Below are 14515 nucleotides of genomic sequence, written 5' to 3'. Positions count from 1 at the left end.
AGGATAAGTCATGATTACAGAGGTTAAAATGCCAAAGTTTGGTCTTTCTATGGAAGATGGGACAATTGGTACATGGTTGATTGAAGAAGGTGCCATTGTAAATAAGGGAGATGAACTTTTAGAAATTGAAACTGATAAGATAACAAATACAGTTGAAGCTACAGAAAATGGAGTACTAAGAAAGATACTGTTTGAAGAGGGTGAAGTTGTAGACTGTGGAGAAATAATTTGTATAATTGCAGATGAAAATGAAGATATTAGTGGGCTTAACCCAACAGTTAAAGCAGATATAGAAAAAGAAGAAGATACTCCAAGCTTAGAGCAGATAACAGAGGTAAAAAATTTAGTGGTAGAGAAGAAAATAACTCCAAGAGCTAAAAAAATAGCTGAAGAAAAAGGCATTAACTACTCAAACATAGAGGGTACAGGAATACATGGAGCAATAACAATTGATGATTTAAAAAATTTCATGAATAAAAATCTAGAAGAAAAGGTCGTTGAAACTAATCAAATTAAAGTAGCTGAAAAAGGAGTACGGCAAGATGCTACATCTATTCCTCAAATAAAGAGTGCTAAGGCAACTATAGGGGAAAATGATGTGGTAACTAAAATGACTCAAATGCAAAATATAATAGCGAAAAAAATGCATGAGAGTTTATTGACAACAGCTCAAACTACGATTGCTACTGAATTAGAAATTACAAATCTAACCAAAGTATATAAAAGTCTAAAAGAAAAGTATAAAAATGTAGGTGTTAAATTGAGTTATACAGCTCTTATAATAAAAGCTGTAGCCCAAGCACTCGAAAATCATCCTAAACTTAGAACACAAGTATTTGATGAAAATCATTTTAAAATAAATGATGAAATTAATGTAGGTGTAGCTGTAGACATTCCAAATGGATTAGTAGTACCTGTAATAAAGAATGCAAATTTAAAAGATTTAAGAACAATATGTATAGAGTTGAGTGATTTAAGTGAAAGAGCTAAAAATAATCAGTTAAATCAAGATGAAATGAGTAATGGAACTATTACTATAACTAATTTAGGCATGTTCGGAATAACATATTTTACTCCAGTATTAAATACACCAGAAAGTGCTATTTTAGGTATTGGAAGTATAATAGAAAAAGTTCTTGTAAAAGATGGTGCATTTTATGCTGGTTCTATAATGAATATGAGTTTGACTCATGACCATAGAGTGGTAGATGGAGCCCCTGGTGCACGTTTTCTTCAAGAAGTTACTCAAAATCTCTTAGATTTTAGATGGATGTAAAATAATATTATAAGCACCACAGTAATCGACAGATAGTTTGTTATGCGTTTATCGAAAGATTTTTCTCTCCAAACTATCTGTCAAAATTAAAGTATGGCAGAAAATTATATGGAGGTTACTGCATGAGAAAAGTAGATTTGATAATTAAAAACGCTTATCTAGTTTCAATGAATACTGAGAGGGAAATATTAAATGATGCTTGTATAATAATTGAAAATAGCAAGATAATTGATATAGGGAAAGCCAATTTATTAGAAAAATATATTTCAGAAAAAACTATAGATGCTAAAGGTAAAGTGGTTTTTCCTGGATTCATAAGCACTCATTCTCATCTATTTCAGACTTTGTTAAAGGGATTAGGAAGAGATAAATTATTGCTAGACTGGCTTGATAGTTCTGTTAGAAGAGCTATCCATAAGATAGATGAAGAGTGTTGCTATTATGCAGCATTAACAGGGTGTATAGAAGCAATTAAAACAGGTACAACTACTATACTCGATTATATGTATTGTCATGGAAAAGAAGGGCTTGATGATAGTATAATACGAGCATTTGAAGACTTAGGAATAAGAGGGATACTTGGCAGAGGATTTACAGATACAAGTAAATTTCCTGAGGAATTTGGTTGTACTTATCATGATACAGAGCAAAAATTCTTTGATGATGTCAGAAGATTAGATAAAAAATATAAAAACCATTCAAGAATTAGTATGGCATTGGCACCTGGGATTATATGGGATAACACAGAAGATGGCTATAAAGAGATAAGAAAGATAGCTGATGAACTTAATATACCAATAACAATGCATTTACTTGAAACTGAAGATGATGATAAATATTGTTTAGATGATAGAGGTATGAGAACTGTACCATATCTTGAAAAAATGGGGATTTTGGGTCCTGATTTTATTGCAGTTCATTGTATACACATGTCAGATGAAGACATAGAGTTATTTAAAAAGTATGATGTTAAAATATCTCATAACCCTGTATCTAATATGGTTCTAGCAGCAGGAGTGGCACCAATTCCAAGGTTTATAGAAGAGGGATTAACTATAAGTTTGGCATGCGATGGTTCAGCTAGTAATGATACTCAAAATATGCTAGAAGTAATGAAGATGACTACATTATTACAAAAGGTTACTCATAGAGATGCAAAACTTTTACCTTCATCAAGTGTACTTGAAATGGCAACGTTGGGGGGAGCAAAATCTATAAATAAATTAGATTCACTAGGTTCAATAGAGGTAGGAAAAAACGCCGATATTGTAATTTATAACCCATATAAAAGTTCAATTTCTATACCAATTCACGACCCAATTAGTTCACTAATATATTCATCTACTCCAAATAATATAGAAACTTCTATTATAGATGGAAAAGTGGTTATGGAGAATAATCAGATAACAACTATAGATGAAGAAAAGGTATTATATAAAACTCAACAAATAGCAAGTAAATTAATAGCTGATGTTGGTCTAGGTAATGTACAGTGGGGAAAAAGAATTTATAGATTGTAAAACAATTAAGAGAGGATGGTAAGAGTATGAATAATCTTGAATTTTTCAGTATACCAAGAGGTAATTTAAAAATAGATGTATTAAATAGAAATGAAAAGATATTAAGTACAATAAAGTCAAATTCTAAAGAAGATGTATGTGTACCAGATGTTGTAGAGTATTATACAGAATTATTTTTTCCTCAGGCAAGTGAAAAAAGACCATACATATTTTCATCTATGGTGTTATCTTCAGATGGAAAGATGGCCTATGAAGATAATAAGGCAGGACCTTTAATTGGGAAAAATAATTTTATAGACCCAGATGGTGCCCTAGCAGATTTTTGGGTTTTAAATGTATTAAGAGCTTGTTCAGATGCTGTGATTATTGGAGCCAGAACTCTTCAAAATGAACCTGGAATAACATGTCATGTATATGATGAAGGTCTGACACAACAAAGAAAAGATTGTTTAAATAAAAAATATCAACCATGTGGGGTAGTAGTTTCTTTTGATGCTACAGATATTCCATTTAATCACTATACATTTAAGGTTGATAAAAGCCAAGAATACAAAATGGTTATAGCTACATCTCCAAACGGATGGGAGTATATAAAAGAAAACTCTCCTTTAAAACATGTATGTATAGGAAATTTTAGTTCAATTAAGGATGTTGATGATTATATATTTGAAGAATTATATAAAGATTTTGATGTTTTTCCTGTAATTGTCACTGGAAAAGATAGTACGCCAGATTCTGAGGTATTGCTTTATGTTCTTAAAAATTTAGGGATAGAAAAAGTGTGTGTAGAATCTCCTTCATATTGTACGCACTTAATAGAGAGTAAGTTACTCGATGAATATTTTATAAATTATTCGATGGTATTTGTAGGTGGAAGTATGACTCCAGGTTGTACAATACCTTATAGCCATTTAGAACATCCACATTCAGAATTATTGACAATAGGAATTCATAAAAATAATTTTATATTTACACGTCAAAAACTTCATTATGATATTAAAAATCAAATAGATTTAACAGCGTATAAATATTGATAACAAAATTTTGTGTATAGTGGATTAATATTTATGACTTAAAAGGAGGAATAGTGAAGATGAACACTGATTTAATAGTAATTGGTGGTGGACCAGGAGGATATGTTGCAGCAATTAGAGGAGCTCAACTTGGATTAAATGTTGTAATTATAGAAAAAAATGAACTTGGAGGTACTTGCTTAAATACAGGTTGTATTCCTACAAAGACATTATTTAAGGATGCACAAGTTTTAAATTATTTTAATCATGCTGAAGAATACGGTATAAAAGTTGACAAATATGAACTGGACTTAGAAAAAGTACAATCAAGAAAGAAAAAGGTAGTAAAAACTTTAACTAGTGGTGTAAAAGGACTATTAAAGGCTAATAAAGTAGTAATAGAAAAAGGTGAAGCAAAACTAATAAGTAGAGATTCTGTAGAAGTAAATTTGGATGATGGGTCTAAGAAAATAATTAAAGGTAGAAATATTTTAATTGCATCTGGCTCAAAATCTTCTAAGCCACCAATAAAAGGAGCTAATTTAGAAGGCGTAATAACGAGTAAAGAAGCCTTAGAAATGAATAATTTGCCTAAGAAAATTGTAATTGTTGGAGGAGGAGTTATAGGAATTGAGTTTGCAGGAATCTTAAACGAATTTGGTTCAGATGTGACTATTGTTGAATTTTTGGATACTATAATTCCTATGGTTGATAAAGAGGTATCTTCTAGATTAAGCAAATTACTAAATAAAAGAGGAATTAAAATAATGGTTTCATCTAAAGTAGAAGAAATATATAAGAATGGCGAAGGATTAGTTGCAGAGATAAGTAAGAATGGAGAAAAAACAAAACTAGCCTGTGACAACATACTTATATCCACAGGAAGGGAACTTGATGTAGAGGGATTAAATCTAGATGGTATAGGAGTAACATATGATAAAAAAGGGATAAAAGTTGATGAAAATTATTGTACGTCTATACCAGGAATATATGCAATTGGTGATGTGATTGGAGGGGTAATGCTTGCACATGTAGCATCTGAAGAAGGCAAAGTTGCTGTTGAACGAATAGTAGGAGAAAAAACGAGTGTAGATTATAATTTAGTGCCAAATTCAATTTTTACTTTTCCAGAAGTATCTACAGTTGGATTATCTGAGGAAGAAGTTAAGGATAAAAACTTAGATTATGTTGTCAGTAAGTTTCAGTTTTCTGGGAATGGAAAGGCACTTACAATGAATGATTCAGAAGGCATGGTTAAGATAATTGCCTCAAAGGATAAAACTACAATATATGGTGTTCATATTATAGGACCTAATGCTAGCGATTTAATACATGAGGCTGTGGTTGCAATGAAAGCTATGTTGACAGTTGAAGAAGTTGCAAGTATTATGCATGGACATCCAACTTTATCAGAAGCTTTTTTAGAAGCATCTATGGGAATATTAGATAAATCAATACACATGCCACCTGTCAGAAAATGATATTGTAATAAATAAATGTAAGAATAAGAAGTGGTTATATATAGGTGGATTAAATTGAAAATAGTGGGATAGAAAAAGTAGTCAAATATTAAAGAAGGGAGTATATAATATGAAATTAAAAGTATTTGAAAAACCTTTGTTTGTTGAAGAACTAACTTTCAGGATAAATACCAACTTAATAGAAAAGTACTTACAGTTAGATTATGAGATTTGGATTAAAGGTCTGGAATTATTAGAGGGATTTGCTGGTTCTGAGATATGGATTAGTAAAAGTAATCCAGGAGAAATAACATCAATAATATATTGGACTGATTATAAGTACTATAAAAATATTGATAAAAACTGGCTCTATGATAGAAAGAGAAAAATGTCTGAATTGATGGGTGAGGGAAATTTAGAATTTATAAAGGCAGAGCATGAGGTCAATAAAAGATATAAACTTAGAGAATACAAGGAATAAAATTGAGTGTCACTAAAAACTATACATAGATAATATTGTGGTCAAAATAAGCATCATTCAAGTTGAAAATTAACTATATTAAGGTGTGTATAGCTCAAAATTGATTGTTAATAAATTCATGGTCGTAAAGAAAATAAAATTTATGGGAGGATTTATTTATGAAAGAGCACGATACATCAAAATTTCATCTAGAGGGAAGACCACCTTTAAAGGAAGCATTACCTTTAGGGTTACAGCATTTTGTTTCAATGATTGCAGGTAACATGGTTCCAGCCATGCTTATATCAAATATAGTAGGACTTGATAAACAGATGTCGACTATGCTTATGCAAGGAGCTATGTTGGTAGCTGGAATAGCAACTTTACTGCAATTATATTCAATACCATTATTTAAAGGTTATAGGTTGGGTTCAAAGCTTCCTGTAATAATGGGCACAAATTATGTATTTTTAGGAGCATGTCTTTCAGTAGCTGGTAAATATGGACTTAAAGCTCTTTTTGGAGCGCAAATTGGTGGAGCAATAGTAGTATTCTTTATAGCTTTTGGAATTAAAAAGATAAGACATTTATTTACTCCAATTATAGCAGGTACAATGATTGCCTGTATGGGTATTAGCCTATTTCCAACTGCTGTAAAAAATTTAGCTGGAGGAGAAGGTTCAGCGACATTTGGAGAACCTATAAACTTCATGATTGGGCTTATGGTCGTTATAGCTATAATTTTGCTTATGAAATTTGGTAAGGGACTGGTTCAAGATGCCGCAATTTTAATAGGCATAATATTTGGTTATATAGTATCACTTGTATTTGGATTGGTTGATTTTTCAGCAGTTCAAGGGACTCCTATATTTTCATTTCCAAAAGCATTAGCTTTTGGTCTAGAATTTAGACTTGATTTAATATTGATGTTTGCCATACTGTTTATGGTAGCTATAGCTGATATGATGGGAGCTGCAACAATTGCTACCATGGGAGCTATGAATAGAGAGGTTACAGATAAAGAGTTAGAATCTGCTACAATGGGAAATGCATTAACATCTATAATATCATCTATATTTAGTTCAATACCAACTGGAGTATTTGGTCAAAATGCTGCAATTGTAGCTATAAACAAGGTTACTAGTAGATTTGTATTGGCAATTACAGGTGTTGTATTAATTCTGGTTGGATTTTCGCCATTATTGGGAGCAATAATAACAACTATACCTTCATGTATAATAGGAGGCGTTACTTTAATCGTATTTTCATCAATTGCTATGGCTGGTTATGATATGATAAGTCAATCAGGATTTACATCAGATAACAATCTTATAGCTGGAGTATCAATTACTTTAAGTATAGGTATAACTTCTGTACCTCAGACATTGGAAAAGTTTCCAGAGCTTATTAGAACTTTAGTTGGAAACTCTTGTATAGTATCAGTATTTATCGTAGCAATGATAATTAAGTATATATTATCAATAAAATCGAATAAGTCTAATGATATAAAAATAGAGGCTTAAATTAAAATTTATAGGAGGTATAGTCATGGCTAAAATATTGGGAATATGTGGAAGTCCAAGAAAGGGAGCAACTGAATATGCAATACTACAAGCACTGGAAGAAGCTAAAAAGATACCAGGGATAGAAGTTGATTTTTGGACTGTAAGAGGGAAGAATATAGCCCCATGTATACATTGCGATGCTTGTATGAGAAAAGCAGAAAAATGTACAATACAAGATGATATGGGAGAATTAGAAAAAAAATTACTAGAAGCAGATGGATTTATAATAGGTTCTCCTGTTTATGATATGGGTATAACTGCTCAATTGACTGCTGTATTAAATAGATTGAGACATATGTATTTGGTACATGGGTGTAATTTACAAAACAAGGTAGGTGCTGCCATAACTACTGGAGGGACTAGATATGGTGGTCAAGAAATGGCTAGGTTGCCAATTATAAATTTCTTTTTAATGCATGAGGTGTTGGTAACAGGAGGTCTTATTGGGGGATATACTGGTGCTAGTATTTGGAGTAAGGACGCAAAGGAACAAGGTGCAAAAGAAGATGAGGTAGGTATGAATACTATAAAAAGACTTGGTAGAGGGATAGCTGAAGCTGTTAAGGTATCTAAATATGGACTTGAAAAATGGAATACAGAAAAAGATGAACTAGGAATATTAAGTGAAGATGAAAAGAGTCCAGTAAAAGACCACTAGAATTTATTTGCTGATATATATTTAAATAACCCCTTTTAATGTTTATTAGATAGACTATCATAAATATTAAAAGGGGTTATTTGGTATATAAAAATTATTTGTAATAAAGTAAGATATATTAATAAATATGATAGAATATATATTATAAATTAAATTTTAGAAATATAAGGGGGGAACTTTGAGTTCTTATAGATTTCTTATATTATAAGAACCAATACTTTATGCGGGATTTATTAAATGTAACACTTATAGCAGTACTTGTTTTGATAAATGCTTTTTTTGTAGCTTGTGAATTTGCTATGGTAAAGCTTCGTAGTTCTAGAATAGATACTATGATAGCTGAAGGCAATAATAATGCAATAAGATGTAAAACAATAAAAGATAATTTAAATTCCTATCTTTCTGCATGTCAACTTGGGATAACACTCTGTTCACTTGCATTAGGTTGGATGGGAGAATCTACAGTTAAAGAGTTAATTTTACCAATAATAAGTATCTTTAATCTTAGTGAAAGTATTATATATACTATATCAATTTCTATTTCATTTTTAATTATAACGATGGTAGAAGTTGTAATAGGAGAATTAGTTCCTAAAGCTTTAGCACTTTATAATACAGAAAAAATAATGCTAAGTACATCTTTTTTATTAATAGGGTTTTACAAGTTAACTTATCCAGTAATATATTTTTTCAACCTAAGTACTGATTTATTTCTTAAACCCTTTGGATATTCACAAGGTGATGAGGTTGATGAACCACATACAGGTGATGAAATAAGATTATTGGTGGAAGAAAGTTATAGAAGTGGGCTTATAGATGAATCAGAGCAAAGATTGGTTGATAATATTTTCGAATTTGAGGAAAAGAAAATTAGAGAGATAATGGTGCCTAGAACTGATATGGTATGTATATATGAAAGTGATTCAGAAGAAAAGATATTATCTACTTTAAACGAAGAAGGTGTTACAAGATACCCAGTATGTAGAAAAAATAAAGATGATATATTAGGTTTTGTACATATAAGAGATTTATATAATCAAAAGATAAATGAAAATAAAATTGAACTAGAACAGATGTTGAGGGATATTATATATATATCTGAAAACTTAACTATAGATAAAGCTCTTGAAAGAATAAGAAAAGAGAAGCTTCAACTTGCTATAGTCGTGGATGAATACGGTGGTACATCTGGCGTGGTTACAATAGAAGATATACTAGAAGAAATAGTTGGAGAAATCCAAGATGAATTTGATAAAGAAGAGACTCATATTAAGAAAATAGGAGCAGATTCTTATTTAGTTGATGGAACTGAGTCGATTAACTATATTAATAAGTATTTTGGGCTTGATATAGAACATGATGGGTTTGACAGTATAGGTGGATGGATATCTTATATGCTTGGTTCAAATATTAAAGTAAATCAAAGTGTGACTTTTGAAAATTATAATTTCACCATATTAGAATTAGATAAATTGAGGGTTGTAAAATTAATCATAAAAAGTGTAATATAATTATATCAAAAAATATTGGAGGAATTGTATGCAAAAAGTAGAAGGAATTATTTTTGATATGGATGGAGTCTTGTTTGATTCAGAGAGAATATCTCTTGAATTTTGGATAGAGACATTTGAAAAGCATGGATATACTATGACTAAAGAAATATACACATCAGTTATGGGAAGAAATCGTAAGGGGATAATAGAAGGTCTTACGAATATATACGATAGCTCTGTGCCAATAATAGATTTATATGATGAAAAAACTAAAAACATGATTGAATTTATGGATAGAGAAGGGGCTCCTATCAAATTAGGAGTAAATGAATTAATCTCTTTTTTAAAGGAAAGTGGATATAAAATGGCTGTTGCTACATCTACAAAGAGAGAAAGAGCAGTAAAGAGATTAGCCAAAGCAAATTTAAAAAATTACTTTGATGCTATAGTCTGTGGTGACGACGTTATAAACTCTAAACCAAATCCAGAGATATTCTTAAAAGCAGCTAAAAAGATAAATGTAAATCCCCAAAATTGTATTGTTATAGAGGATTCCCCTATGGGAGTGGAAGCTGCATATAATGGTGGCATAAGGTGTATAAATGTACCAGATTTAAAAGAACCAGATGAACAGATTAAAGCACAATCACATAAGATACTTGAAAATTTACTAGAAGTTAGAGAATATCTAAAAAGTTTAAATTCTAAAACATGTAATAACCTATAATATAAAATGTTAAATTAAACAAATTAAATATAATTTCTTTGATTTAGAATAAATCCATGAATATGAGAAAAAATAATTATAAACAACTAGGAGGAATATTCATGGATAATGTAAGCTCTCTATTATATTTTTTATTTAATTTTTTCTTGTATGGTTTTATAGGTTGGATAATTGAAAACTTATACAGTTATTATACACAAGGTCATTTTCAAGAGGATGGATTTTTAAACAGTCCATTTAAGCCAATGTATGCAATTGCAATGTCGATTATAGTAGAGGTCTCAAGATTTATTGACCCTAATAATATATTTGCATTGCTTTTGTTATGTTTACTGGTACCAACAACCGTAGAATATATTACAGGTATACTTATGAAAATATATTTTAATAAGGTATATTGGGATTACTCTGATTACAAGTACAATAGTAGAGGAATAGTATGTCTAAAGTTTTCTATGTACTGGACTATATTGACTTTTATTGGAGTAAGATATTTTCAAGTATATATAGTTGATAACTTGTATCGACTTATAATGCCTTATTGGCCAATTCTTGTAACTGTACTATTGATAGCACTGTTTATAGATGAAATTTTTACTATAAAACTATTGAGAGGAAATAGAGATATAGTAGAAAGATAACTTTAAAAAGTATAGGTTAAACTTAGATTGTAGTAGAAAGAAAGCTATGTTAAAATGATGAAATCATTTAAAATTAGCTTTCTTTTTTATTTGATGAATTTATTTGAGAATATTATAATAGGTTATAAAGTTTTCTACTTAAATCAAAATAAATCATATAAAATAGGGAGTGATTGATAATGAGTAAAGTAAGATTTGGTATTATTGGTACAAGTAATATAGCAAAAACATTTCTAAGAGCTGCTTCTAGAATTAAAGAATTTGAATTGGTTGCTGTATATTCAAGGGACTTAGAAAAAGCTAAGGAATTTGGAGAGTCACATGGAGCAAGTATTTTTTTTGATGATTTAAAAAAAATGGCTAAATCAAACGATATAGATGCTATATATATAGCTTCTCCAAATGCTATACATTCAAAACAAGCTCTTACTTGTTTAAAATACAAAAAACATGTACTTTGTGAAAAATCATTAGCATCTAATTTAAAAGAAGTAAAACTAATGATAGAAACAGCTAGAGATAATAATGTACTTCTTATGGAAGCTATGAGGATTACATGTGTTCCAAACTTTAAGTCAGTTAAAGAAAACTTGTATAAAATAGGAAAGATAAGACGATACTTTGGAAGTTATTGTCAGTATTCTTCAAGATATGATAAATATAAGAATGGAATTATAGAAAATGCTTTTAAAAAAGAATTATCGAATGGTGCATTAATGGATATAGGGGTGTATTGTATACATCCTATGGTAAATTTATTTGGAGCTCCAAAGTCAGTAAAGGCAACTTCTCATATACTTCAAACTGGAGTTGATGGAGAAGGTTCAGCTGTATTTCAATATGACGATATGGATGCAATAATTCAATATTCAAAAATAGCTGATTCTTATATACCATCTGAGATACAAGGAGAAGAAGGTAGCATAATAATTGAAAAACTGAATCTATTTGAAAAAGCTATTATAAAGTATAGAGATGGAAGAGAAGAAGATATATCTATTTTAAAAGAAAAAGAAGAGGAAAAACCTAGAGAAATAGAAGGAATGTATTATGAACTTGTGGAGTTTATAAGTCTTATAAATAACAATAAAATAGAGTCTAATATAAACTCTCATGAAAACTCAATAATTGTAATGGAACTTATGGATGAGATAAGAAGACAATGTAATATTGTTTATCCAGCTGATAGTATGTAATTTATATTGTAAAGTATTGATAATATATAAAAGTGTGAGGAGATGTATATGTATAATATAAAGTGGGCTGTATTGGGACCTGGGACTATTGCTTCAGAGTTTGCACAAGCTATGAATGAGTTAAATTGTAGCGTGTATTCAGTTGCTTCAAGAAGTATTGAAAGAGCTGAGAACTTTGCAAACAAGTTTGGTATAGAAAAAGTGTATGATGATTATGATAAAATGTTAAAGAATGAGGAAATAGATGTAGTGTATATATCTACTCCACATTGTAACCATTATGAATATATAATGAAAAGCTTAGAAAATGGAAAACATGTTTTTTGTGAAAAGGCTATAACAGTAAATGGAAGTCAACTAAAAGAGATTGTAACTTTAGCTAATGAAAAGAACTTAATAGTAGCTGAGGCAATGACTATTTATTATATGCCTTTATATAAAAAATTAAAAGATATAATAGAATCTGGAACTTTGGGAAAAATTAAAATGATACAAGTATCTTTCGGAAGTTGTAAAGAGTATGATGTTAATAATAGATTTTTTAGCCAAGACTTAGCTGGAGGAGCATTACTCGATATTGGTACATATGCACTTTCATTTACTAGATACTTTATGTCAACTCAACCAAGTGAGATTTTAACAACTGTTAAAAACTTTGAAACAGGTGTAGATGAACAATCTGGAATAATTTTAAAAAATTCTAACGATGAGATGGCTGTAATATCATTAACTATGAGAGCTAAGATGCCTAAAAGAGGTATTGTTGCAGGTGAATTAGGATTTATAGCTGTAGAAAATTTTCCAAGAGCATCAAAAGCTACAATAACTTATACAGATGATGGAAGAATTGAAAATATAGAATGTGGATATACAGAAAAAGCTCTAAAGTATGAAATTGAATATATTAATAATTGTATCTTAAATAAAGTAAAAGCTGATACTATAGAATTGTCTGTAGATGTTATGGATTTAATGGATGAGATAAGAAATCAATGGGGATTAAAGTATACTTTTGAATAAATTTAATTTTAGATTAAGTTAAAATGTATACATAATTAAGTATTAAAATGTCAGATTATAAGTATAAAAAAGTACTAAGAGGAAACTCTCTTTTAGTACTTTTTTTTTATTTTTTTTACAATTTTGTAACAGTATCAAAAAAAGTTTTGACGATTTTATTACAATTTTGTAGTTGAATATATACATCAAAACTAATATGATTAATAATAACATAAATTTGAATATTTTTAGAGGAGAGAAAATATGAGAAAATTGATATACTTTATTACTCCGTTTATAATAGGCGTAGTATTTTTATTTGGGCTAGACAAATTTCTTGATTCTAAAACTGATGAACTTTTGAGGGAGAAAAATCTAATTCCAATTATGGATGATACTTTAAGTGATATAAAGGATAAAGGAGTTACAGCAAATAATCATTTTTTAAGAGAAAAAGATATTATGATTTTGGGGTCATCAGAACTTGGTAATTCAACAAAACAACATCCAAAGTACTATTTTAACACAGATAGAAGTAAAGATAAGGTATTTGCAATTGGGAGAGCCTATACTCAGACATTACAAGATGCTGCAATATTAGGAAGTATGAATCCTAATGTTGACAATAAGAAAGTTGTCTTGTTAATTTCTATGCAATGGTTTATGGAGAAGGATGGGGTAACAAGCCATCATTATCAGTCTAGATTTTCACCAATACAATTTTATAGGTTTTTAGATAATCCAAAAATATCTAAAGAAAATAAGATTGAATATGCAAAAAAATCAAGCAAACTATTATGGGGAAGTGACGAGTATAAAGCAGAGGCACTATATGCAAAATTATATGAACCTAAGACCTTGTCGGAAAAAGCTGAGAAGGTGATTTTAGAGCCTTATTTTCAAGGAAGAAAGTATTGTATAGCTCTTAAAGAAAAAGGGATACTTTATAAAAAATTAATTAGGCTAGATGAAAGAAGAAAAGGAAAAAGAAAAGGGTCAATAAATTGGTCACATGAGAGAAAGAAAGCTATTGAAGATGCTAAAAAAAGAGTTGGTAAAAATCCACTAAATATTGATAAATATTATTATCAAATGCATTTTAAGGATGGTATAGAACAATTTAAAGGAAGAGATAAAGACGTAGATTTATTAACTTCTAAGGAGTTTGAAAGTTATAAACTTATGCTAAATGTATGTACTGACTTAGATATTAAGCCAGTTGTTGTACTAATCCCAAGTATGGGTAAATTCTATGATTTGACTGGGATATCTGAAAAAGAAAGAGACCAATACTATGATAAAGCACAAAAAATAGCAGAAAGTAAGGGTTTTGAAGTTCTAAATCTTAAAGATAAAGGGTCAGATAAATATTATTTAAGAGATGTAATGCATCTTGGTACGAAAGGATGGGTAGATGTCTGTGAGAGATTATTTAAAATATTTAAAGAGCAATAAGGAATTGGTAACTAGTATTTGTTTAACTATGGTTATAATATTGGCGATAGGA

13 protein-coding genes are annotated in these 14515 nt (G+C 29.7%); all 13 read left to right on the top strand.

Translation table 11 applies throughout. From position 1 onward, the window contains the following. Positions 1–10: 10 nt before the first annotated feature. The 13 genes from ACTG44_RS16305 (at position 11) to dltD (ending at position 14463) form a co-directional block, all read left to right on the top strand. Positions 11–1276, top strand: coding sequence for a dihydrolipoamide acetyltransferase family protein (locus ACTG44_RS16305; RefSeq protein ID WP_479920831.1), 1266 nt, complete (start codon positions 11–13; stop codon positions 1274–1276). Positions 1277–1398: 122 nt separating this feature from the next. Next, the gene (locus ACTG44_RS16300) at positions 1399–2796 is read left to right on the top strand and encodes an amidohydrolase family protein (protein WP_021385836.1); all 1398 of its coding nucleotides are present in this window, start codon (positions 1399–1401) and stop codon (positions 2794–2796) included. 26 nt (positions 2797–2822) lie between these two features. Next, positions 2823–3830, top strand: a complete 1008-nt coding sequence (locus tag ACTG44_RS16295) for a dihydrofolate reductase family protein (protein ID WP_479917412.1) — start codon at positions 2823–2825, stop codon at positions 3828–3830. 59 nt (positions 3831–3889) lie between these two features. Further along, a complete protein-coding gene (gene lpdA / locus ACTG44_RS16290; protein WP_479920830.1) occupies positions 3890–5290 on the top strand; it encodes a dihydrolipoyl dehydrogenase in 1401 nt (466 codons plus the stop codon). A 109-nt stretch (positions 5291–5399) separates the two neighbouring features. Beyond that, complete coding sequence (locus ACTG44_RS16285; RefSeq protein ID WP_021385932.1) at positions 5400–5750, top strand: TIGR03792 family protein; 351 nt, start codon at positions 5400–5402, stop codon at positions 5748–5750. Positions 5751–5908: 158 nt separating this feature from the next. Next, a complete protein-coding gene (locus ACTG44_RS16280; RefSeq protein ID WP_479920829.1) occupies positions 5909–7252 on the top strand; it encodes a uracil-xanthine permease family protein in 1344 nt (447 codons plus the stop codon). 25 nt (positions 7253–7277) lie between these two features. After that, positions 7278–7952, top strand: a complete 675-nt coding sequence (locus tag ACTG44_RS16275; RefSeq protein WP_021385824.1) for a flavodoxin family protein — start codon at positions 7278–7280, stop codon at positions 7950–7952. 221 nt (positions 7953–8173) lie between these two features. After that, positions 8174–9463 (top strand): hemolysin family protein, encoded by a 1290-nt coding sequence (locus ACTG44_RS16270; RefSeq protein WP_479919365.1) that lies wholly within the window; start codon positions 8174–8176, stop codon positions 9461–9463. A 28-nt stretch (positions 9464–9491) separates the two neighbouring features. Beyond that, positions 9492–10172 carry an HAD family hydrolase gene (locus tag ACTG44_RS16265; protein ID WP_479919364.1) on the top strand — a complete coding sequence of 227 codons (681 nt, stop codon included), beginning with the start codon at positions 9492–9494 and terminating at the stop codon, positions 10170–10172. Positions 10173–10273: 101 nt separating this feature from the next. Next, positions 10274–10813: a putative ABC transporter permease gene (locus tag ACTG44_RS16260; protein ID WP_479920828.1), complete on the top strand. Its 540-nt coding sequence runs from the start codon at positions 10274–10276 to the stop codon at positions 10811–10813. A 179-nt stretch (positions 10814–10992) separates the two neighbouring features. Next, positions 10993–12009, top strand: coding sequence for a Gfo/Idh/MocA family protein (locus ACTG44_RS16255; RefSeq protein WP_021385901.1), 1017 nt, complete (start codon positions 10993–10995; stop codon positions 12007–12009). A 48-nt stretch (positions 12010–12057) separates the two neighbouring features. Next, positions 12058–13029 carry a Gfo/Idh/MocA family protein gene (locus tag ACTG44_RS16250; RefSeq protein ID WP_479917408.1) on the top strand — a complete coding sequence of 324 codons (972 nt, stop codon included), beginning with the start codon at positions 12058–12060 and terminating at the stop codon, positions 13027–13029. 243 nt (positions 13030–13272) lie between these two features. After that, positions 13273–14463 carry a D-alanyl-lipoteichoic acid biosynthesis protein DltD gene (gene dltD / locus ACTG44_RS16245; protein WP_021385877.1) on the top strand — a complete coding sequence of 397 codons (1191 nt, stop codon included), beginning with the start codon at positions 13273–13275 and terminating at the stop codon, positions 14461–14463. Positions 14464–14515: the final 52 nt, after the last annotated feature.

It is taken from the genome of Clostridioides sp. LIBA-2809 (assembly GCF_056688965.1).
Note: the sequence above shows the minus strand (reverse complement) of the source record. Positions and strands in the feature narration are given on the sequence as shown.

Coding starts and splice junctions, on each gene's coding strand:
- ACTG44_RS16285 (WP_021385932.1), top strand. CDS start 5,400: ATGAAATTAAAAGTATTTGAAAAACCTTTGTTTGTTGAAGAACTAACT.
- ACTG44_RS16255 (WP_021385901.1), top strand. CDS start 10,993: ATGAGTAAAGTAAGATTTGGTATTATTGGTACAAGTAATATAGCAAAA.
- ACTG44_RS16295 (WP_479917412.1), top strand. CDS start 2,823: ATGAATAATCTTGAATTTTTCAGTATACCAAGAGGTAATTTAAAAATA.
- dltD (WP_021385877.1), top strand. CDS start 13,273: ATGAGAAAATTGATATACTTTATTACTCCGTTTATAATAGGCGTAGTA.
- ACTG44_RS16305 (WP_479920831.1), top strand. CDS start 11: ATGATTACAGAGGTTAAAATGCCAAAGTTTGGTCTTTCTATGGAAGAT.
- ACTG44_RS16260 (WP_479920828.1), top strand. CDS start 10,274: ATGGATAATGTAAGCTCTCTATTATATTTTTTATTTAATTTTTTCTTG.
- ACTG44_RS16270 (WP_479919365.1), top strand. CDS start 8,174: ATGCGGGATTTATTAAATGTAACACTTATAGCAGTACTTGTTTTGATA.
- ACTG44_RS16265 (WP_479919364.1), top strand. CDS start 9,492: ATGCAAAAAGTAGAAGGAATTATTTTTGATATGGATGGAGTCTTGTTT.
- ACTG44_RS16280 (WP_479920829.1), top strand. CDS start 5,909: ATGAAAGAGCACGATACATCAAAATTTCATCTAGAGGGAAGACCACCT.
- ACTG44_RS16250 (WP_479917408.1), top strand. CDS start 12,058: ATGTATAATATAAAGTGGGCTGTATTGGGACCTGGGACTATTGCTTCA.
- ACTG44_RS16275 (WP_021385824.1), top strand. CDS start 7,278: ATGGCTAAAATATTGGGAATATGTGGAAGTCCAAGAAAGGGAGCAACT.
- ACTG44_RS16300 (WP_021385836.1), top strand. CDS start 1,399: ATGAGAAAAGTAGATTTGATAATTAAAAACGCTTATCTAGTTTCAATG.
- lpdA (WP_479920830.1), top strand. CDS start 3,890: ATGAACACTGATTTAATAGTAATTGGTGGTGGACCAGGAGGATATGTT.